This window comes from Bradyrhizobium daqingense, from assembly GCF_021044685.1.
Classification (GTDB): domain Bacteria; phylum Pseudomonadota; class Alphaproteobacteria; order Rhizobiales; family Xanthobacteraceae; genus Bradyrhizobium; species Bradyrhizobium daqingense.
This window is the reverse complement of the sequence record NZ_CP088014.1, coordinates 3071857-3093065: the sequence shown is the minus strand read 5'-3', so window position 1 is coordinate 3093065 and position 21209 is coordinate 3071857. Positions and strand designations below refer to the sequence as shown.

19 protein-coding genes and 1 other RNA gene are annotated in these 21209 nt (G+C 64.7%); 12 read left to right on the top strand and 8 right to left on the bottom strand.

The window, feature by feature from the left end:
- The first annotated feature begins 136 nt into the window (after nt 1-136).
- The 7 genes from ssrA (at nt 137) to feoB (ending at nt 5672) form a co-directional block, all read left to right on the top strand.
- Nucleotides 137-514: a transfer-messenger RNA gene (ssrA, locus tag LPJ38_RS14775) on the top strand.
- A 116-nt stretch (nt 515-630) separates the two neighbouring features.
- Nucleotides 631-1149, top strand: a complete 519-nt coding sequence (locus LPJ38_RS14770) for an SspB family protein (RefSeq protein WP_145636666.1) — start codon at nt 631-633, stop codon at nt 1147-1149.
- Nucleotides 1150-1238: 89 nt separating this feature from the next.
- Nucleotides 1239-2672: a class II fumarate hydratase gene (gene fumC, locus LPJ38_RS14765; protein WP_145636649.1), complete on the top strand. Its 1434-nt coding sequence runs from the start codon at nt 1239-1241 to the stop codon at nt 2670-2672.
- Between the two features lie 277 nt (nt 2673-2949).
- Nucleotides 2950-3138, top strand: coding sequence for a DUF4169 family protein (locus tag LPJ38_RS14760; RefSeq protein WP_145636635.1), 189 nt, complete (start codon nt 2950-2952; stop codon nt 3136-3138).
- The gene (locus LPJ38_RS14755; RefSeq protein WP_145636621.1) at nt 3135-3386 is read left to right on the top strand and encodes a ribbon-helix-helix domain-containing protein; all 252 of its coding nucleotides are present in this window, start codon (nt 3135-3137) and stop codon (nt 3384-3386) included. Before LPJ38_RS14760 ends, LPJ38_RS14755 begins: the two co-directional genes overlap by 4 nt.
- A 114-nt stretch (nt 3387-3500) precedes the next feature.
- The gene (locus LPJ38_RS14750; RefSeq protein WP_061849348.1) at nt 3501-3776 is read left to right on the top strand and encodes a FeoA family protein; all 276 of its coding nucleotides are present in this window, start codon (nt 3501-3503) and stop codon (nt 3774-3776) included.
- A 24-nt stretch (nt 3777-3800) separates the two neighbouring features.
- Nucleotides 3801-5672 (top strand): ferrous iron transporter B, encoded by a 1872-nt coding sequence (gene feoB, locus LPJ38_RS14745; RefSeq protein WP_145636604.1) that lies wholly within the window; start codon nt 3801-3803, stop codon nt 5670-5672.
- A 180-nt stretch (nt 5673-5852) separates the two neighbouring features.
- Here the strand turns inward: feoB and LPJ38_RS14740 are convergent, their stop codons facing one another.
- Nucleotides 5853-6137 carry a DUF3551 domain-containing protein gene (locus LPJ38_RS14740; RefSeq protein ID WP_145636590.1) on the bottom strand — a complete coding sequence of 95 codons (285 nt, stop codon included), beginning with the start codon at nt 6135-6137 and terminating at the stop codon, nt 5853-5855.
- Between the two features lie 251 nt (nt 6138-6388).
- Between LPJ38_RS14740 and LPJ38_RS14735 the strand changes: the two genes are divergently transcribed.
- Complete coding sequence (locus LPJ38_RS14735; RefSeq protein WP_158644764.1) at nt 6389-6841, top strand: hypothetical protein; 453 nt, start codon at nt 6389-6391, stop codon at nt 6839-6841.
- Between the two features lie 83 nt (nt 6842-6924).
- On the opposite strand, the gene LPJ38_RS14730 is transcribed toward LPJ38_RS14735, so the two are convergent.
- Both LPJ38_RS14730 and LPJ38_RS14725 read right to left on the bottom strand, forming a co-directional pair.
- On the bottom strand, nt 6925-7149 hold the full coding sequence (locus tag LPJ38_RS14730; RefSeq protein ID WP_158644763.1) for a hypothetical protein: 225 nt from the start codon (nt 7147-7149) through the stop codon (nt 6925-6927).
- A gap of 119 nt (nt 7150-7268) precedes the next feature.
- Entirely contained in the window at nt 7269-8024 is a 756-nt protein-coding gene (locus LPJ38_RS14725) for an outer membrane protein (RefSeq protein ID WP_145637214.1), read from the bottom strand.
- Nucleotides 8025-8612: 588 nt separating this feature from the next.
- Here LPJ38_RS14725 and LPJ38_RS14715 point away from each other — a divergent pair.
- The 3 genes from LPJ38_RS14715 to LPJ38_RS14705 all read left to right on the top strand — a co-directional run bounded on the left by LPJ38_RS14715 (nt 8613) and on the right by LPJ38_RS14705 (nt 12576).
- The gene (locus LPJ38_RS14715; protein ID WP_145636546.1) at nt 8613-9110 is read left to right on the top strand and encodes a GNAT family N-acetyltransferase; all 498 of its coding nucleotides are present in this window, start codon (nt 8613-8615) and stop codon (nt 9108-9110) included.
- Between the two features lie 233 nt (nt 9111-9343).
- Nucleotides 9344-10861: an ATPase domain-containing protein gene (locus tag LPJ38_RS14710; RefSeq protein ID WP_145636531.1), complete on the top strand. Its 1518-nt coding sequence runs from the start codon at nt 9344-9346 to the stop codon at nt 10859-10861.
- Nucleotides 10858-12576: an ATP-binding protein gene (locus LPJ38_RS14705; protein WP_145636514.1), complete on the top strand. Its 1719-nt coding sequence runs from the start codon at nt 10858-10860 to the stop codon at nt 12574-12576. Before LPJ38_RS14710 ends, LPJ38_RS14705 begins: the two co-directional genes overlap by 4 nt.
- Before the next feature lie 26 nt (nt 12577-12602).
- Here LPJ38_RS14705 and LPJ38_RS14700 read toward each other — a convergent pair whose 3' ends face one another.
- From LPJ38_RS14700 to LPJ38_RS14685, 4 genes are all read right to left on the bottom strand, one after another.
- On the bottom strand, nt 12603-12842 hold the full coding sequence (locus tag LPJ38_RS14700) for a hypothetical protein (protein WP_145636498.1): 240 nt from the start codon (nt 12840-12842) through the stop codon (nt 12603-12605).
- 43 nt (nt 12843-12885) lie between these two features.
- Nucleotides 12886-14004, bottom strand: a complete 1119-nt coding sequence (locus LPJ38_RS14695; protein ID WP_167520531.1) for a DUF2336 domain-containing protein — start codon at nt 14002-14004, stop codon at nt 12886-12888.
- A 358-nt stretch (nt 14005-14362) separates the two neighbouring features.
- On the bottom strand, nt 14363-18025 hold the full coding sequence (locus LPJ38_RS14690) for an AsmA family protein (protein ID WP_145636455.1): 3663 nt from the start codon (nt 18023-18025) through the stop codon (nt 14363-14365).
- Between the two features lie 156 nt (nt 18026-18181).
- Nucleotides 18182-19414, bottom strand: coding sequence for a cytochrome P450 (locus LPJ38_RS14685; RefSeq protein ID WP_167520530.1), 1233 nt, complete (start codon nt 19412-19414; stop codon nt 18182-18184).
- A gap of 130 nt (nt 19415-19544) precedes the next feature.
- Here LPJ38_RS14685 and LPJ38_RS14680 point away from each other — a divergent pair, with 130 nt between their 5' ends.
- Nucleotides 19545-20156: a TetR/AcrR family transcriptional regulator gene (locus LPJ38_RS14680; protein WP_145636427.1), complete on the top strand. Its 612-nt coding sequence runs from the start codon at nt 19545-19547 to the stop codon at nt 20154-20156.
- Nucleotides 20157-20240: 84 nt separating this feature from the next.
- Here LPJ38_RS14680 and LPJ38_RS14675 read toward each other — a convergent pair whose 3' ends face one another.
- Nucleotides 20241-21050 (bottom strand): Crp/Fnr family transcriptional regulator, encoded by an 810-nt coding sequence (locus LPJ38_RS14675; RefSeq protein WP_167520547.1) that lies wholly within the window; start codon nt 21048-21050, stop codon nt 20241-20243.
- Nucleotides 21051-21209: the final 159 nt, after the last annotated feature.

Here is a 21209-nt window from a genome sequence, read left to right as displayed (position 1 = left end):
GGGATCGGCTCCTTATGATTCTTGGGCGGCCGATGCTGAATCCGAGGACATGTCAGGAGCTTAGGATGGGGGGTCGCGCCGCGGCCGGGATCGCCTGGAATCTATCCAAAGGGAACCGCAGCCAATCTGCGCGAAACCCCTGTTTTTCGAAAGCTTTGCGCCCTATATTGGGGACGCCGGTTCGCCGGCTATGGAAATAAACGGTCGTCGTAATAAACCATTCGGACCCGGGGGCGGTACCCGGCGCCTCCACCAAAGCCCACTTGAAAGCCCATTTGGGCTTACCCCAGAAGTGGGCTTTGGCGGGGGCGAAATAGGATCGACGAGGGCGTAAAGGGCGTGCTTTTTCCCGGTATTGTTCCGCCGTTATCGGGCTACTGCAATAGTTGCCAACGACAACTTTGCTCCGGTTGCTCAGGCTGCGTAACGCAGTTTGAAAGACCACTTTAAAGTCCTAGCGGGTTAAGCTCCGCTAGGCGGGGTTCGGAGGCACCTGGCAACAGAAGCCTCCACTTTGCTTTTTGATTTCTTCCCCGGCGGGGACTCCTGCTGACCCGTCAGGCGCGGTACTATTGCGGCTTGGCGAGTCGGACCGGCAGGGACCGGCTCCGGGGATGCGACAGGACCACCATGGCAACCGACCATATCCGATATGATGTGCTGGCCCGCGACGCGCTGCGCGGCGTGCTGCGCAAGGTGCTGACCGACGCCGCCGCCCATGGATTGCCGGGCGAGCATCATTTCTTCATCACCTTCGTGTCCAAGGCCGAGGGCGTGAAACTGTCGTCGCGGCTGCTCGCGCAATATCCGGAAGAGATGACGATCATCCTCCAGCACCAGTTCTGGGACCTGACCGTGCTCGAGGATCGCTTCGAGGTCGGCCTGTCCTTCGGCGGCATTCCGGAGCGGCTGATCGTGCCGTTCAGCGCCATCAAGAGCTTCCTCGATCCGTCCGTGAAATTCGGCCTGCAGTTCGACACGTCCGACGTCGCCGAGGTCGCTCCTGAAAATCTGCCGGCCGCTCCCGCGCCATCGGCCGTGTCGGTGCCGGCACCTGCCATGGAGAAGGTGGAAGCTGCCGACGAGCCGCCCCCGCCGAACCAGGGCGGCGCCGAGGTCGTGCGGCTCGATCGTTTCCGTAAGAAATGATCTAGGTTGGGCCCGCACCGGTCGCGCCCGGCCAAAGTCCCTATATAGAAGTGCATCTCGATAGGCCGCGCGGCGTTTCGCGCGGCAGAATGGATGTGCTCATGGCCAAAGCTTCCCGCCCTCAGACTGCCCGCTCCTCGACCCGCACCGAGACCGACAGCTTTGGTCCCATCGAGGTCGCCGCCGATCGCTATTGGGGGGCGCAGACCGAGCGCTCGCGGCAGAATTTCCGCATCGGCACCGATCGCATGCCGATTTCGCTGGTGCACGCGCTCGGCATCGTCAAGCTTGCCGCCGCGCAGTCCAACCGCGAACTCGGCCTGCTCGACCAGCGCCGGGCCAACGCCATCATCCGCGCCGCGCGCGAGGTGATCGAGGGCAAGCTCGACGATCATTTCCCGCTGGTGGTGTGGCAGACCGGCTCGGGCACGCAGACCAACATGAACCTCAACGAGGTGATCGCCAACCGCGCCAACGAGCTGCTCGGCGGCGAGCTCGGCGCCAAGAAGCCGGTGCATCCCAACGACCACGTCAATATGAGCCAATCGTCGAACGACTCGTTCCCGACCGCGATGCACATCGCGGCGGCAAGCCGCATCAATGCCGATCTCGTCCCTGCCCTTGGCGAGCTGCTCCGCGCGCTGCGCAAGAAGGAGAAGGAGTTTGCCAAGATCGTCAAGATCGGCCGCACCCACACCCAGGACGCGACGCCCCTGACGCTCGGCCAGGAATTCTCCGGCTATGCCGCGCAGGTCGAGAGCGGCATCGCCCGGCTCAAGGTCGCGGTGAAGGATCTCTATCCGCTGGCGCAGGGCGGTACTGCCGTCGGCACCGGCCTCAATTCGAAGCCGCGCTTTGCAAAGCTGTTCGCAAAACACGTTGCCGGGATCACGAAGCTGCCCTTCACCAGCGCCGCCAACAAATTCGAAGCGCTGGCCTCGAACGATGCCTATGTCCTCGCGCACGGCGCCATCAATTCGGTCGCGACGGGCCTGTTCAAGATCGCCAACGACATCCGCCTGCTCGGCTCCGGTCCGCGCTCGGGTCTCGGCGAGCTGATCCTGCCGGAGAACGAGCCGGGCTCCTCGATCATGCCGGGCAAGGTCAATCCGACGCAATGCGAGGCGATGACCATGGTGTGCTGCCAGGTGTTCGGCAATCACACCGCGATCACGGTCGCCGGCAGCCAGGGTCATTTCGAGCTCAACGTCTACAAGCCCGTGCTCGCCTACAACATGCTGCACTCGATCCGTCTGATGGCGGACGCCGCGCGCTCCTTCACCGAACATTGCGTTAGCGGCATCCGCGCCGACGAGACCCGCATAAGTGAGCTGATGCAGCGCTCGCTGATGCTCGTGACCGCACTCGCCCCGAAGATCGGCTACGACAATGCCGCCAAGGTGGCCAAGACGGCGCATGCCAACGGCACCACGCTGAAGGAGGAGGCGCTGCGGCTCGGCTTCGTCTCGGCCGACGAGTTCGACCGCCTGGTGCGCCCCGAGAAGATGACCAGCCCGGGATAAAATTCCGAATTCCGATAGCCATCCGTAGTGATACGGACGCTCGACCCGCAGAATTATAGGGCGTTAAGGGCGGGATTTGATTACCGTCAATGTTCCGGTCGGGCAGCGTGCTACGCGAGCCCACTGCCCTCGACGGGGCGAACTCATCGTTTGATGGCCCAAGGGGCCGATTGACGAGGACAAGCATATGGCAATCAAGTCTTGTGGGGCGCATTGCGGCGCCCTGTTTGTGAACGTTTCATCCGGCACAAAGAGGAGCGGATGATGGAGACGCGGCATGGGGAACGTCATCAACCTGAATCGTTTCAGGAAGCGCGCCGAGCGGGAAGCTTCGGCGAAGCAGGCGGACGCCAACCGGGCGAAGTTCGGTCGCACGAAGGCGGAGCGGTCGGCGGAGGAGAAGCGGGCGGACCAGACCAAGGAGCATCTGGACCAGCACCGGATCGATCACGAGGAGCAGCCATGAAGTCGCCCGTCGTGAAACGGTCGATCGTTGTCGCCGGCCACAAGACCAGCGTCAGCCTGGAAGAGGCGTTCTGGAACGGCATGAAGGAGATCTCGGGCCTGCGCAACATGACGCTGTCCGAGCTCGTCGGCGAGATCGACAACAACCGCCAGCAGGGCAATCTGTCGTCGGCGATCCGCCTGTTCGTGCTGGATTACTTCAAGAGTCGCGCCATGGCGGCCCAGCCGGAAAAGGTCCCGGCTCAGTAGGTCACCAGGCCGTTTCCCGGCCGTGCCGCGATCTGCACTTTAAAATCACTCTAAGGTGCAGCTTCGGCCAACCGGCGCGCTTGACCTCGATGCCCTGCATTGAAAATACAGGGCATGACCGACACCAATGACACGCGCCCGCAGATGCCGCTGGGTCTGGCCCAGCGCGGCTATACCGGCGTCATCCAGCATCTGTCCGCCCGCGAGGCAGGCTCGGCGCTCTCGGACGTCGAGCTCGAGAGCCGGCTGATCGAGCTCGGCTTCGTCGAGGGCGCCCGGGTCGAGGTCCTGCATGAGGGGCTGGTCGGACGCGATCCGATCGCCGTGCGGGTCGACAACATCACCATCGCGGTCCGTCGTCGCGAAGCCATGGCCATCATCGTCGCGTAAGCTGCGACCGGACCCGCTCATCCCATGGAATCACCCCTGCTGCATCTCGCCCTGGTGGGCACGCCGAACAGCGGCAAGACTTCGCTGTTCAACGCGCTGACCGGCAGCCGGCAGAAGGTCGCGAACTATCCGGGCGTCACCGTCGAGCGCAAGGAAGGCTTCTTCGTCACTCCCTTGGGACGCCAGGTCTCCGTGGTCGACTTGCCCGGCACCTATTCGCTGCGCGGCCGCAGCCCCGACGAGGAGATCACCCGCGACTTCGTGCTCGGCAAGGCCTCCGGCGAGACGATGCCGGATCTCGTGCTGTGCGTGGCCGATTCCACCAATCTGCGCCTGACCATCCGCCTGCTGCTCGAGCTCAAGCGCACGGGGCGGCCGATGATCCTCGTGCTCAACATGTTCGACATCGCCACCCGCCGCGGCATCACTGTCGACGTCGAGCGGCTCGCCAAGGAGCTCGGCGTGCCCGTGGTCACCTCGATCGCGGTGCGCAAAGGCGGCACCGCCGACCTGTTGGCGCTGACCGACGACATCTCGGCCAAGCTCGCCGCTGAACCGAAAGAGAACAGCTGGCGTGCCCTCAGCGTCAGCGAGCTGCGCGCCACCCAGCGCGAGGCCGACCGCATCATCGCCGACTGCGTGAGCCTGCCTGCCAGGCCCGACACCTGGACCGCGCGAATCGATCGCGTCGTATTGCATCCCGTCGGCGGCCTGATCGTGCTCGCGCTGATCCTGTTCGTGATGTTCCAGGCAGTGTTCGCCTGGGCGCAGCCGTTGATGGACCTGCTCAACGCCGGCTTCGACGCGCTGGGCGAACTCGTCCACGCCACCCTCCCCGCCGGCCTGTTGCAGAGCTTCCTTCAGAACGGCGTGATCTCCGGCGTCGGCAGCGTCATCGTGTTCCTGCCGCAGATCATCATCATCTTCCTGTTCATCCTGCTGCTGGAAGATTTCGGCTACATGGCGCGCGCCGCGTTCCTGATGGACCGCATCATGGGCGGCGCCGGCCTGCACGGCCGCGCCTTCATTCCACTGTTGTCGAGCTTTGCCTGCGCCATTCCCGGCATCATGGCGACGCGCGTGATCGACAACAAGCGCGACCGGCTGACCACGATCCTGATCGCGCCGCTGATGACCTGCTCGGCGCGCATTCCCGTCTACACGCTGATCATCTCCGCCTTCGTTCCGGCCAGGGTGGTCTGGGGCTTCATCAACCTCCAGGGCCTCGTGATGTTCGGCCTTTACGCCATCGGCATCGCCAGTGCGCTGCTGGTGTCGTTCCTGATCAAATTCTTCATGCTGCGCGACTTTGCGCCGGCGCCGTTCATGCTGGAGCTGCCGGACTACAAGATGCCGCGTCCGAAATCGATCGCGATCGGCATCTACACCCGCGCCAAGATGTTCCTGGTGCGCGCTGGCACCACGATCTTCTCGATGATGGTGCTGATCTGGTTCCTGGCCTCGTTCCCGCAGCCGCCGGCGGGCGCGACCGAGCCGGCGATCGATTTCAGCCTGGCGGCGATGATCGGCAAGGCGCTGGAGCCGCTGCTCGCGCCGGTCGGGTTCAACTGGCAGATCGCAGTCGCCCTGATCCCCGGCATGGCGGCGCGCGAGGTCGCGGTCGCGGCGCTCGGCACGGTCTATGCGATCGAGGGCGGCAAGGAGGCGGCCGAGCAGGTCGGCCAGGTGCTGGCGACGAAATGGTCGCTGGCGACCGCGCTGTCGATGCTGGCCTGGTACATCTTCGCCCCGCAATGCGCCTCGACGCTGGCCGTGATCCGGCGCGAGACCGGAAGCTGGGCCTGGATGGGCGTGACCTTCACCTACATGCTGGTGCTGGCCTACGCGGCGAGCCTCGTGACCTACAATGTCGCGGTCGCGCTGGGCGCGGGGTAGCCCTCTTCAAAAACCAAGCTGCCAAAACAACCCCATGCACAGTAGACGGGGGCCGTGGAATCAATGGCTTACGCGTGGGCAAACATCACCGGGGCGACGGCCGCGCGCGCCTTGCTCCGTCGGGCAAAACACTGGCACAATGGCATCATCGGGGAATTGCCGGGTGGCGGATCAACATCCCTAACGCGGATACCACTGACTGCGAGGGTCATACGCGAAGGCGTAGCTCGGATTGACGCCGCAATAGGAATTCGTGCCTGAAGCGCTTGCCACGCACTGCTCATAGGTCGCGAATTGGCAGTTTCCCGGATACCCCCATATCCGTCCCTGCAAGCAGTAGCGATCCATGGGACCGCTCGGGGCGACATAGCCATGACGATACTTTCGCTCTCCAGCAGACGAGACCGAGGCCGTCGACACCATGATAATGCCAACCGATAAAATTGCGAAAAGCGGACGCGTCATCTTCAGCTCCTGATTTCGATTTTTGCCGGTTTCTGCGTGCGAAAATCTCTCTCTTGCTCCAAACTTCAATACAATTGTGCGTGCACGTCTTAGCCGAAGCTGCGAGATCAGAGCTACAGGGCGACGAATGCCCGAGCCCAAGAGATCTCTCGGTACGCTTGATCTGAATCAAGCTAGCACACGCAACCATTCCAAAAATGGCGCGACGTTGTCGCAAGCTGGGCCCATTGTGGGGGCACGGAGCGACTGAGATGCCGTTGTTGGCGTATTTCTGGAAGGTTGGCGCAGCGCTGCTCGCGCTCCTGTTCGTTGCGGACTTTTGTCTGACCGAGGCCCCGGTCGTCGAGAAGACGGCCACGGATCAACCGGCAATACGCATTCACTCGGATCGCAATTGGCCCGAGCGCGTGGTCCTCGATACCAGCATGCTGGTCATCGTCGCGACGCCGGCTGATATCGCGACAGCGCAGGCCGCGGCTCCTCTCGACCGTGCAGAGCCGCCGATTACCCGGGCAAAAACTCCAGCGCTTGCCGATTCACCCGCCATAGCGCGCACGGATCCGCCTACGCGCGAGGTCGTCGATCGCGAGCGGCCGCGCAAGTCCCAACACGTTGCCATGCGGTCGAAGCGACACGCGACGTCGCGGATGGTTCTGGCGGCGCGTCAGGGACCGTTTGCTTGGTTTGCGTACCGGTCCTGGTAATCCGTGCGACCTCTGGTCGTGATACACACTGATCACGAAGGCAATGCGTGCGGCGATGATCCGGGCGCCGATGCACATGGCGCCTATTCGTATTGAGCGCACATGCCCCCTGCCACCGAAGGCACCTTCGCACCGCCCGGCATGTCTGCCGGACCGTGGTCCTCGCGACGCATAACCCCTTGACCCGCGTTGTCCCGGTCCGCAGTCGCCACCGGCGTGAGCATGCTCTCGGGCAGCTGCGCGAGCTTGGTATCCTCGACTTCATCGAAAACAACCAGCGTCACATCGTCCTGCTCGACAGGAAGCAAACTCGCCGCGCTGGATGATCTCAGGAGCTGACGCCGGACATCCTTCGTGTGTTCGTCGGCTTCGAATGAAAAGACCCCGGTCGATGGCCGGGGTCTGAGTTCACCGGGAAGACACAAGATCAATAGCGAGCCGCGACCGGCGCACCGAACCCGCCGAAGCGGTAGTTCAACCGAAGCGTGATCATGTCCACATCCTGGCTGACCCCGCTGCCGGTGAGGGCGAACCCGCCGGGAGTGACCACGCCTGCGAAGCCGAAATCGTCGCGTCCCATCCAGAGATGGTCATATTCGATACCGACCGACCAGTTCGGCGCGAAACCATATTCCCAGCCGACACCCAGGGCTCCGCCCCAGCGCGTATGACCTGCCGAAGCCAAGCCGACGCCGGTGAGATTGTTGAATACGTCGAAGCGATTGCGGGTCACCGCGGCGCCGCCCTTCACGTAGAGCAGCGAAGCGTTCCATGCCCAACCAATCTGAGCCGTGAACAGCCCAATGCCATCGATCTTGCCCGTCGTCGAGATCAATGGATCAATCAGACTGACGCGCGTGTTCTCGATGTCGGCCCAATCGCCCTGAGCTTCCAGACCAAGGACGAACTGATTCATTTGCCAGCGGTACCCGATCTGTCCACCGACGAGGCCTCCGGAGCGATCGGCGCAGCCATCTGCCAACGCCCCAGCGGGCGTGACGAAGTCGACACAACCACGGCTTTGCCCCCAGCCTCCGTTGGCGCCGATGTAGAAGCCGCTCCAATTGTAGACCGCCATCACTGGTGCCGGCGGCGGCGCCTTGACGGCCATGTCGGCCGCCATGGCGGGAGCCGCCAGACTCAGTGCCACGAAGCCGATCGCAGCCGTCGTAAATTTCCTCATGGTCTCGTCCCCTTTTTGCTCTTTCGTTCCAATTTGTCTGGTCGTCCGCAGGTAGCGCTTTTGCGGATGCGTCAGACTTACGAGTATGAGGAAGCTTACGCGGCATGGGCTCGGAGCCCGTGCCAAAATGGCAACACACGAAGGCTATCTCTGTGCACTGTGGCGTGCTTAAGCGCTCGAGGCTTCTGGGGGCGGAGGACCGTCATCGCTGAGCCACGCGTGGATGGCTGGCGCCGGAATGACCCGTCTTGGAACGTGAGGATTGATCGTACCGGCAAAAACAGAGAGGCCTTCATCGAGCTTGGCGCGCGCGAACGACTTGGCTTCGTCCTCGGTCGCAAACGTCCGCGTCTCGCGTGGACTGCGCTGCCTCGGCAAAACGCCGCGTTGTCGGATTTCAAAGGTGACGTACCAAGTCGGGATCATCGCGCCTGTCGACCTGTGAGTTTAAAGCGGGGTTGTGACGCGGTCGGCCTGCGCGTGCTTGATGCAGATCAAACCTGCGCCTCATGCGGGCGAGCGAGAGGTCGAGTAAGACATCGGCAGGATGATATCGTCGGATGTTCTCGTCGAACGCGGGTAAGCCCATTGAAAAACTTCCGCACCAACAGGCTGACGGCCGAAAGGCTGAATGAAAGCCACCTCGCCGACCTCGTCGCGCTGCATCTCGATGCCGAGGTGTCCCGGTATCTCGGCGGAGTGCGGACGCCCAAGGTCACGAAGACCTATCTCGACACCAACATGGCGCATTGGGACCAGCACGGTTTCGGACTGTGGACGCTGCGCACGAAAGACGGCGTCTTTGCCGGACGGGCTGGGCTCCGGCACATTCTCGTGGACGATGTCGATGAGATCGAGATTCTCTACGCACTCAAACGCGAGTTCTGGGGCCAGGGATTTGCAAGCGAGATCGCGGCCGCCATGACGGACGTCGGGCTGTCACACCTGAAGCTGCCCTCGCTCATCGGCATCGTGAATGTGGCCAACGGCGCATCCCGCCGCGCGCTGGAGAAAGCGAACTATCTCCTGGAGCGGAGTACGATCCGTAAGGGTGAAGAGGTCGTGATTTATCGCATCAGGCGGTGAGTGGAGCTCCCGCGCCGGAGCCGAGGCCTCTCTGTCCACTTTTGGACCGACACGGCGCGAGGTGGCGTCGCAGGCTACGGCCGATGGGTTGGTCCGCCGCTGCCTCTGCAGCATGGCGAGCCCCCGGGAACCTGATCTCCTTTCGAGAGTTCCATGTACGGACCCCGTTCGGTCCAAGGCTGCAGCTGAGGCCTGCGGCGAAGCTGCTTTGACGACTTTCGTAAGGGGGTTCAATGACCGGTCAGTCCAAGGCTGCTGCGGACAGCGACCTCAGGGATTCGCCGAGAGTTTCCACGGGCAGCGATGGCCTGGACAATATCCTGGGCGGCGGTTTCGACGCCAACCGGATGTATCTGTATGAAGGACGGCCGGGCACCGGCAAGACAACGATCGCGCTGCAGTTCCTCCTCAGCGGCGTGCGCGACGGAGAGCGGGTGCTCTATATTTCTCTCTCCGAGACCAGGCGCGAACTGATGCTGGTCGGACAGCGGCATGGCTGGTCGCTGGAGGGTGTCGACATTTTCGAGCTCGTGCCGCCGGAAACAACGCTGGATCCCGAGCGGGAGCTCACTGTATTTCATCCGGCCGAGATGGAGCTGAGCGAAACAACCGGTCTGATCTTCAAGGAGGTCGAACGGATCAATCCGACGCGCGTGGTGCTCGACAGCCTGTCCGAACTCCGGCTGCTTGCCCAGAACCCGCTGCGCTACAGGCGCCAGGTGCTGGCCCTGAAGCATTTCTTCACCAACCGCAACTGCACGGTAATCCTGCTCGACGACCTTTCATCGTCCCAGGACGATCTGCAGCTGCATTCGATCGCGCACGGCGTGGTCATGCTCGAACAGCTCGCGCTCGACTACGGCGCCGAGCGGCGGCGGCTTCGCGTGATCAAGATGCGCGGCATCAAATTTCGCGGCGGCTTCCACGACTTCATCATCGATAAAGGTGGTCTGAAGATCTTTCCTCGTCTCGTTGCTGCGGAACATCACCGGTCGTTCCTTGGGGAGTTCACGCCCAGCGGCAACGCCGAATTCGACCAGCTCCTTGGAGGCGGGCTTGAGCGCGGCACCAACGCGCTTCTCATCGGCGCAGCCGGCGTGGGGAAATCCTCGGTCGCCCTGACCTATGCGATCGCCGCGGCCGAGCGCGGCGAGCATGCGGTGTTTTTCGCCTTCGACGAAGGTCGCGGCACGGTCGAGGCACGCGCGCGAACGCTCGGCCTGGGACTCGAACCGCATCTCGAGTCGGGCAAAATCCGCTTTCAGCAGATCGATCCGGCCGAACTTTCGCCGGGCGAATTCGCCGCAAATGTGCGCACGAGCGTCGAGCGCGACAACGCCCGGATCATCGTCATCGACAGCTTGAACGGCTATTTGAACGCGATGCCGGACGAGCGGTTTCTCATCCTGCAAATGCACGAGCTCCTGAGCTACCTTGCACAGCAAGGCGTGCTCACCATCCTGATCCTTGCACAACATGGGCTGGTCGGGCCGACGGATACCAGCCTCGACATCAGCTATCTCAGCGATTCCGTTCTCATGCTGCGCTACTTCGAACTGGGCGGGACAGTGCGCCGCGCGCTTTCGGTGGTGAAGAAGCGCAGCGGAAATCACGAGCATACGATCCGCGAATTCCGGCTGACCCACGCAGGCATCAAGCTCGGGCCGCCCCTCAAGGAATTCAGCGGCATCTTTACCGGCACTCCGCGTTATACCGGCCCGGCGATGTCGCCGGAAGGGACCGCTGAATGAGCGGCGAGCGAGATCAATGCGTTCTCGTCTTCGCTCCGATCGGGCGCGACGGACCCGCAACCGTCGAGTTGCTCAGGGGATCGAACCTGCATGCCGTCAACTGCCGCAGCATTCCCGAACTCGTCGGTGAAATCGTCGCCGGCGCCGGTGCCGTCTTCCTCGCCGAGGAAGCCTTGTTCGGAAAGGACACGGCATCGCTGGCACAGTGGATCGAGAGCCAGCCGCCCTGGTCCGACCTGCCTTTCGTCGTCCTGACCAGCCACCGAGAGCAGCCGGCCGTCATGGCCTGGCGGCGCAACATCGTCTCGCTTCTCCGCAACGTTTCGCTGCTCGAGCGGCCGGTGCAGCCGATGACGCTGACCAGCGCCATTCAATCGGCGTTGCGCGCACGGCGCCGCCAATATGAAATCCGTGCCCTGCTCGCCGCGCGCGAGCAGACGGCGCAGGAGCTCGAGGAGCTGGTCGTGGAGCGGACGCGGGCGTTGGAGGAAGCCAACGAGCAGCTTCGCCTCGAAATGAAGGAGCGCATCCGGGTCGAGGAGACGCTTCGCCAGGCCCAGAAAATCGAGGCGATCGGCCAGCTCACCGGGGGCGTGGCGCATGACTTCAACAATCTGCTGATGGTGATCTCCGGCGGCCTCGACATGCTCGACCGCCAGACTGATCCAGGCCGCCGTCGCCGCCTGATGGACGGGATGATCCAGGCCGCGCAGCGCGGCGCCAGCTTGACCAAGCAGCTTCTGGCGTTCTCGCGCCGGCAGACGCTTCGTCCCGAGCCCGTCGATGTCGCCACGCAGATCGGCGGCATGCGCGAATTGCTCGATCGAAGCCTGCGGGGCGACGTTCATGTCGAGTTTGACTTCCCGGACCAGCTCTGGGCGGTCGAGGTCGATCCCGGCGAGCTCGAGCTCGTCATTCTCAATCTGGCCGTCAATGCCCGCGATGCAATGCCCAATGGCGGGACCATCACCGTCCGCGGCGAGAACTTGCCCGACCTGCGTGAAGAGGACATAGCGGGCGACTACGTGCGGCTGTCCGTCATCGATACCGGCGTCGGCATGAGTCCCGAAATCCTGTCGCGGGTTTTCGAACCGTTCTTCACGACAAAGGACGTCGGCAAGGGATCCGGCCTCGGGCTGGCGCAGGTTCATGGATTCGCGACCCAGTCGCGCGGAACCGTCCGCATCAAATCACAAATTGGCCAGGGGACCAGCATCGAGCTGTACCTGCCCCGTTCACGGAATCTCGCGTCCAAGCAGCGCCACCTGATCGAGCTCAACAGGACGACACGTCCAAAGCAAGACGGCCAGGGTCAGGTCCTGCTGGTCGAAGACGACGAGGAGGTCGCCGCCCTGGTCGGTGAGATGCTTGGTCAGCTCGGTTACCAGGTCACGCGGGCCGCCAGCGGTGCAGCCGCGCTGGGCGCTTTGGCAGACGGACGCACCGTCGATCTGGTCTTTTCGGACATCATGATGCCGGGCGGCATGAACGGGGTCGAGCTCGCACGGGAGATCAGAAGGCGGCGCAGCGACGTCCCGGTCCTGCTGACGAGCGGTTATGCCGAAGCGGCGATCCACGAGGCGGAAGCAAAGGGTATCCAGATATTGGCGAAACCGTACCAGCTCGACGAGCTGGCCGCGGCCCTCAGCGCGGCAAAGTCGGATCGCCAACCCGACACGGGGTCAAAGCGCGTGAGTTCTTCGCTGAGCTCGTGAGTTCGGCCTCTTCAACGATACGATCGTCAGCGAAAATATCCCAGCACCAGGTCGACATCCGCGCTGCGCGCGACCGTGCCGTTCAGCTCGGCGTCGATGACACGGCGACAGGCTTCGATCGCGGCGTGATCGCCGAGATCGTTGGCGGCTTCCAGCACGAGCCAGGCGGCGTCGACCGACGCCTTGTCCGGCGCACCGCCGCCGAGATCGATGGCCGGAGCCTTGTTGACCTTCTTGCGAACCGCGGTGCCGAATTGAGGCAACATTGCAGACACTCCCCTCTCCTCAGTGGACTTGTCAGTGGACCTGTCAGTGAACTTGGAGCTCGGGCTGGCGGCCCCCTTCGGCACCCGCGCCGGTCTTGCGCGACTGGTAGAACTTCAGAATGCTGCGCGAGGTCTCGATCTTGAGCCGGCCATATTCGCGCTCATTGTCCTGGAGCTCGCGCGCCGTGATCAAATGATCCCTGGCGCCGAGAAACAGCAGCGACATCGTCGTGTCCCAGGAGAAGTCGAGGGCCTTGCACAGCACCAGGATCATCTCGCGGTTGCGGTCCATCAGCGCGCGCTCGATGACGTCGACCGGCAGTGCCGACAGCAGCGACAGGCCGATCTGCACCTCGTCGAAGCGGTGCTGGCGCGCATAGTTCGAGATCGAATCCTGGTTGAGATTGCCCTGACGGTACTGCGTCGTCACCACGCGCTTGGCGACGAAATAGCTGCGCGAGGACGGGCCGAACTTGGACTGGAGGTCGCCGGTGACCTCGGTCACCGAGCTCTGGATATGCGCCATCATCTCGGGCCGCTCGGTCTCGAGCCGGCGGCGGACGTCTTCCGACGCCTTCGCGATCAGCTGCTGGAAGACGTGGCGCGGCACGTCCTTGCGCAGGCCGAGCTGCTCGGCAAGGATCGAATCGCCCTCGGCACGGCGGACCATGTGCAGCAGGCCCGAGCCGGAGAAGCGCGCGCCCTCGTTCTTCGCGACCGACGTCACGACTTCCTGGTTGCCGCGCTCGACCAGCACGTCGGTCACGGCCTCGCCGATCGACTGGCGCTGCGAGATCGCGAGCAGATGCGCCTGGCCCTTGGTCATGGCGCTCTCGACCAGCATCTTCTCGTCGATCCGGTTGGAATCACGCAGCACGGGACCGGCAACCGCGATCTCGTCGTCGAGGGCGAGCTTTTCGATGACGTTGAGCGGGGCGTGATCGCAGGCCGACATGACTTCGGACAGCTGCGCACGCGCGGCGACCTCGATCTCGTCGGCGAGCCGGCCGATGACGTCGCCGAACATGCTGATCTCGTCGTCGCTGTAGCGGCCGGTGATCAGGATGTCGGTCGCATGCCACAATGCCCGCGCCCGGCTCTCGTCAGTGCCGCGCGCGATCGCGTCGTCCAGATCCTGTAGAAGCGTCTTCGCCCCGTCCATCTCGATAACCCCAGTTCTTGTGGCGAGCTGTCCCGCCGCTCGTGGCGGGACACCGAATTCCTCAGGAACCGAGCCTAGGGAACAAACGCGATAATCCAGTAAAGTTGGCAGATCAGTTTTGCCGACCAGAATTCGTTCAAATGCGAGGGAATGGGTTTACTGGCAAGGCTGTGCACGGCCGAATGAACGCCAAGCCCTTGTCTCTCCGGCGTCATGGCCGGGCTTGCTGTTTAGACCGGACGTCTCGGCCATCCACGCCTTGCGCACCAGACGAAGATCGTGGATGCCCGGGCCTTCGCCTCGCCGAAGCGGCTTCGGCCGCGCAGGCGGGACAAGCCCGGGCATGACGACCTCGTCCTCACGGATTCTGCGGTGTCAGCACCAATGGCGGCTTTGGCCTCGGCTTTGCGGGCGGCGGGCCCGGGGCCGGCTTCACGTCGATCGGCGGCGGCAGCGGTGCAAGCTGGCTCGCCACAGGCGGGCTTGCAGGTGGCTGGCTCGGCGGGCCTGTAAGTGCGGGGCTTGGCGCGGCGGGAGCCGCCTGCGGCGCTTTCGGCGTCGGCGCCGCCTTCTGCTTGGACGGCATGCGGCGCGGATCCTGCCCGGGCAACGGCACAACGGCCGGCGCCTGCTCAGGCGCGCCATCGGGAGACACCAGCGTCGGCAGCGCGGCGGTGGCGGGCGGCGGCTCGCCGCGCTCGATCGCATCGAGCCGGCGCGTCTCGCGATCGATGGTGCGCACCGCGAGCCACGAGGACAGCGGTGCCAGATCGATGGTGCGGTTCAGCCTGCCGGGCGGGCCTGCCGCGAACAACTGAATCTCGGGCGGGGCGCCGGAGAGACCGGTCATGATCGGCGTCAGGCTGGCGCGGATGTCGGCCTGGTCGGCGGGAATGTCGTAGCCGCCGGACACGATGGCGCGGGCGTTCTTCGCTTCCAGCGCCGTCGCGCCGACGCGCAGGCGTCCGTCGCGGATGGTGAACGGGATCTGCGCCGAGGCCACCGCGATCGAGCCTGCCGACAGCGCGGGCTCGACCAGCTGCCGCAGCCGATTGTCGTCGGCGACCTGGCCGCCGTCGCTGGCACGGATCGCGATCTCGAAGGCGCGCGGATTGAGGCCGGCGATTTCGGCCGCATCGAGCGTCACGGTGCCGTTGCCCGCGAGCGCGCCGGTGAGAGCCTCGACGCTACGGCCCTGGCTGGTCAGCGCCATCTGCACCGAGGCGCGTCCCTTGGGCAGCGACAGATCGCGGTAGCGCAACGTGCTTGCATCGACGTTGCGAAGCTCGATGCGGGTATTGACCGCCAGGCCACTCGCGCCATTGCGGGCATCGAGACTTGCCGACATCTCGCCGCCGCCGACATTGCCCTTGAGCGCATCGAACGCGAGCGACTGGCCGTCGCTGCGGATCGTGCCGCCGACGGGGCGCAGCTCGATGCCACCGGGCAGCGTGCCGCGCAGCGCCTGGAAGGCGATGCGGCCGCGCCAGCCACTGACGAGCCCCGGACTCAGCGGCTCGCCGGACTCGTGGCCGGCCGCACCGATCGCCATCGCGAGCGCCGGGGCAAGATCGAGCGTATCGAGACCCACCTCGCCATCGACGCTCTTCTCCTGATCGAGCATCACCGTGAGATGGCCGCGCAGATGCGAGCCGGCCGCGCTGCTGTCGAGATCGTCGAGGGTCAGGCGATTGCCGGACAGCCCGACGCGAGCGGACAGGCTGACGTTCTGCGTGGATTTGTCGGCCGCACCGGTCCCGAATAGCGGCGCCAGATTGACGTTGCGGACGCGCAGATTCGCGCTGCCCTTTGATGCCGACCAGTCGAAGGTGCCCTGAGCGTCCGCATCCAGACCGCCGCCGCCGAGCTTTGCGCTCAATTGCAGCGGCTTCTGCCACGTGCCCGTCACCTTGCCTTCGAACTGTGAAGCGCCCGCACCCGCGGCCACGATGCGATCCAGGCCGAGCAATGCCAGCAGCGCACCAGCCTGCGGCGCCGACACCTTCGAATCGAATGTGAAATCGCTGTTGCGCAGGCGGTCGATGTCGATACCGCTGACGGCGGCCACCGGCGTCTGCGCCGTCAGCGTCGCGCTTGCCTTGAGCTGCGGCGCGTCGAGATCGAACACGACGCGCGCGCTGCTGCGATCGGCATGCTCGGCGTTCTTGTCGAGGCTGAGGTCGAGCTTGAGGCGGGTCGCGCCCGGCAGTGCCGGAATGGCATCGAAGCGCGCGCGCACCGCAGGCGCGAACGGCTCGATCAGCGCCGTGAGCTCCCGCAGGGAATTCGCCGACGATTTGAGCCCGAGCTTGCCGGTGGCGTTCCTGCGATCAAAACTGCCGCTCGCCTCCGTGGTCACACCGCCGGCTTGGCCGAACCGCAACTGCTCCAGCGAGAGCGCCGCTGGACCATAGCCGAGCTTTGCCGCGAACGGCCGCAGCTCCTGACCGGCCGAGATGGCGCGGCCGATGTCGAGCGACAGCTTTGCCTCTTCCGGCCATTCGCCTTGCGGCCCCGCGAGCGCGCGGACGAAGCTTGCGGCGGCATCGAGGTCGAGACGATCGGCCTTGAGCTCGGCGTCGATCCGCGAGCCCTTGCTCGCACCCGTCTGGACGAACGCGATGCGACCTTCGACGGCGCCGCCCTCGATCTCGGCCTTCAGCCGCTCGATGGCGAGATGGTTGGCGGCGATGGTGACATCGCCGGCAAGGCGCAGCGGCCGCGTGCTACGGCGGTTGACCTCGCTGCGACCCTGAAGCCAGGCCACCAGCGTATCAGGGTCGGAGGATTCGACGCTGAGGCGGCCGCTGAAACTGTCGGCGCCGGGCGTTGCGCCGTTGAGCGAGAGCTGCGTCATGCCGGGCGCACGCAGCTCGAGTCGGCGGAAGGTCCAGGACCGCCCGTCGGTCTGAAGCTCGGCGGTGATGTTCTGGAGCGGACGGCCGCCCAGCATGATCTGGTCGGAGTTGAATTCGATCTGCGCCGGGATCGGCGCCTGCGGAATCGCGGCGAGCCCTGCCCGCAGCGCCGGCAGGACGCGCTGCGGATCGGTATCGTCCTTCACATTATCCTTGGCAGTCAGCTTGTCCGCATCGACCTGGCGCGCCGACAGCACCGCGCGCAGCAACGGTGAGGCGCCGAACTTGAGGTCGCCGACGCCGCCGAATTTCAGCGCGGCATCTTCGGTGCCGAAGCTGGCATCGATCTGCTCGAATTTGGCACCGGCCGGATCGGCCTTGAGCCTGGTCGTGAGCTTCCAGGGCATCGGCCCCGCCTCGCCCGCCTTCTTGCTCGCGGGGACCGCGAGCGTCAGCGCGCCCTCAAATTTCGGCAGGCGGTTGTCGAAGGCCAGCACGCCGTCGAGATCGGCGAGAATGGCGCGCTCGCCCGGGTCGATGTTGAGGTGAAGGCGGGTGGCGTTGCCGTCGGCGCTCGGGCCGGAGGAAATGCGGAAGGGGTAGCGCACCCCGCTCGCGCTGAAACTGCCCTCGCCGCGGACCGCGCCGGCCAGCGAGCGCACGTCACCGGAGAAGGCGATGTCGCTCAGCTCCAGCGTGGAGCGGCTGGCGGCATCGTGCAGGGCGATGCGACCGGTGAGATTGAGCCGCTCGATGGCGAGCGAGGCGAGATTGAAGGTGCCGCTGGCGGTGGACGGCAGATCGACCCGCCCGCGCGCGTCGAGGCCGAGATCGACCGCCATGCCGCCCACCGACAGCTCGGTGGCGCGCCATTCGCCGCGCATCAGGGAGCCCAGGCTGAACTCGACGTCGAGCTTGTCGGCGCGCAGGCGGCCGAGATCGTTGTTGCCGCCGAAGGTGACCGACCGCAGCCGCAGCGTCGGCGCCGGCAGGAGCCGCGCGTCGAGCTGGCCCGCCACCCGCACCGGCACGCCGATGATCCTGGTCGCCTCCGCCTCGAACTGGGGCCGAAACTGGTTCCAGTCGATGTAGTAGGGCCCGATCAGCGCGGCCAGCAGCGCAATGATGAAGGCAATCGCCAATCCGAGCAGCGTGGTCTGCACGGGTCTCCCCTCGGCCAAACCGGCACCCGGGCCAAACCTTGGCCCCGCAAACCCTGGCCTCGAGGCTTCAGGCGCGCCGGAACAGCCCCTTATATAGGGGGAAGTGTGGCGAAGTCACAGCGACTGTTGCGCGCGGAGGTTAACGCGAGCGAGCCCTCACCAGCTCGCCGGCAGCCGCGTCAGGCCGCGCAGCACGAAGGTCGGCCGCCATTGCGGGTTCTCGACGTCGTCGATGCGCAGATCCGGCAGCCGGCGCAGCAGCGTCGCGATGGCGATCTCGGCCTCGATGCGCGCCAATTGGGCCCCCAGGCAGAAATGGATGCCGCCGCCGAACGACAGCGGCTTGACGTTCTGGCGGGTCACGTCCAGCCGGTCGGGCCTGTCAGGGTAAACCGCCGGATCGCGGTTGGCCGAACCGAGCAGGCAGAGCACGGTCTCGCCCTTGGGGATCCTGACGCCGCCGAGATCGTCGATGTCCTCCAGCGCGACGCGGCCCGTCATCTGCACCGAGGAATCGTAGCGCAGGAATTCCTCGATCGCGCCCGGCATCAGCTCTGGCCGCGCCTTCAAGAGCGCGAGCTGGTCCGGATTGCGGTGCAGCGCGAGCAGGCCGTTGCCGATCAGATTGACGGTGGTCTCGTGGCCGGCGCCGAACAACAGGATGATGTTGGCGGTCAGCTCCTCATTGGTGAGCTTGCTGCCGTCCTCCTCGGCCTGCACCAGCTGGGTGATGAGATCGTCGCCGGGATTCTTGCGGCGCAGCTCGAACAGCTGCCGGAAGTACATCTGGGCCATCAGGTTGCCCTCGTTGCCCTTCCTGATCTCCTCCGGCGAGAGCGGCACGGGGTCGAGCAGCCGCCCGCCGTCGCGCGAGCTCTTGTAGAAGGTCTCGCGGTGCTCCTCGGGAATACCGAGCATGTCGCAGATGATGGTCACCGGCAGGCGGAAGGCGAAATCCTCGATCAGGTCCATGTGGCCGCGCTCGATCGCGGCATCGATGGTCTGGTCGACGATCTCCTGGATGCGCGGACGCATGTCCTCGACGCGGCGCGCGGTGAAGGCCTTCACGACCAGGCCGCGCAGGCGGGTGTGGTCGGGCGGATCGGCCTGCAACATCCAGTGGCCCATGCTGCGGAATACCGGCTCGTCCATGATCTTGTCGCCGTAGCGGCGCTTGGAGCGCTCGACGAAGTCCTTGCCGAAGCGCTTGTCGCGCAGCACCAGGCTGACATCGGCGTGGCGGCTGGTGACGAACTGGCCGAAGGGCGTCAGGTGAACCGGATCGAGCGTGCGCAGCCGCTCGTAATGCGGATAGGGATCGCGGATGAAGTCCGGCGAGAGCGGGTTGAACAACGGGTTGCCGCCTGCGGGTTGCACTTGCTCGTTCATGGTGACCTCAATCCGGTTGCCGCATGATACGAATACGCCGGGCAGCCCCTGTTGCGCAGCGTAACCATCCCTGGAATTATCAATTGGATACATTGTTGTATCGAATTGCATTCTGCCCTAAGCTGCGCCGATGTCAAGGGTGAGAACCAGGCCGACCAGGGACGATACGCGCGACAAGCTGTTCGAGGCCGCCGCGCGCGTGTTCGAGGCGGACGGCATCGGCGGCGCCAGCATTGAGGCGATCGCGGCGGCGGCCGGCTTCACCCGCGGCGCGTTCTATTCGAACTTCAAGAGCAAGGACGAACTGATCATCGCCATGCTCGAGGACCATGTCGAGCAGTCGATCCGGCGCAACATGGACATCCTTGCCCAGCACGACAATCTCGATGATTTCATCGCGGCGCTGAAATCGATGGACCGCAGCAGGCAGGATCCGCTCGGCCGCTCGCCGCTGCTGCACATGGAGATGATCCTGTTCGTCGCGCGCGCCGAGAAGCGCCGGCCGGAACTGGCAAAGCGCCTGCGCGCGCGGCGCAAGCTGGTTGCCGACATCATCGAGGCGACGCTGAAGAACCACGGCAAGAACAGCGCGCTGAACCCGCCCTGGATGGCCTCGGTGGTGCTCGCGCTGGAAGACGGCTTTCGCCTGCACCGGCTGATCGATCCGGAGACGACGCCGGCGGACAGCTTCTTGCGCGCGATCACGGATCTGCGGCGAAGGACGGGGTTGGCGGCAAGCTGATTGCAGCCAAAGCCGCTCTCCACGGAGGCGGAAGCTCGCCTGCAGCAATGAAGCCGGGTTCGACGGGCAACTTGCCCCTGCTCGCTACTTTCCCGCCCGCGAAAGGCCTCTGAATTGACGCTCCGCTCTCTCGGTGGCGAGCACGGCGCTCTGCCGGAACGGCGGATGGGCAGGCTGCGGCGGCAATTCCTGGCAATACATCTGATCGATATTGCGCTGCATGAGCGCATAACAATCGCATGCGATGCGTTCAAGCCGGGCCCGATCGATTTGTATGGACCCGCGCCGGTCGGACGGGATGGCGCCGGCCTCCCGTAGCTTGCTCATCGTCAGGGTCACTGTCGTGCGTCGCACCCCAAGCAGTTGCGCGAGCGCCTCCTGCGTCACCGGAAGCGGATCATCGGGCACGCGGTCGTGAAGCTGCAGCAACCACCGCGCCAAGCGGCCATCCACCCGATGCAGCGCGTTGCAGGCGGCTACGTGCTGAAGCTGCAGCATCACCGCGCGGGCGTGAACCTGCACGACGTTCCTGATGGCTGCGCTTTGCGCATAGGCAGCCCTGAACTTGGCGGCGGAAATCAGCGACGCTGTGCCGGCCATGCGGGCAACCGCGGTCACCGATGAAAGCGACGGGCCAAGCACGGAGAACGAGGCCAAAGCGCCTTCCCATCCCATCAACGTGGTTGCGACCGATTGCCCGTCCGGCATATCGAGCATGAAGGCGATTGCGCCGCTATGGGGAAAATAGACCGGATCGAGCTCGTCGCCCGACCGTACCAGGACAGCATCGGCCTCGAACGAGACCTTTTGGAAATACGGCGTGAGCAAGCCAAGATCCGCAGGCGGCAGCGCTGCCAGCAGTCGATTCCCGGTGCCGGTGCAGTGACCGGTCACGATGCGTTTCCGTGAACGCGCACCCAACGAACGACCGTATCCATCTGCTTCATCCACCCTGATTATCCGAATACGAATTGCCGAACGAAACCATACAAACAGAGCCATCGGTCGCGATCAAGCACGGATAACTGCGGAGGGCCCAAGTCGGGAGTCCCC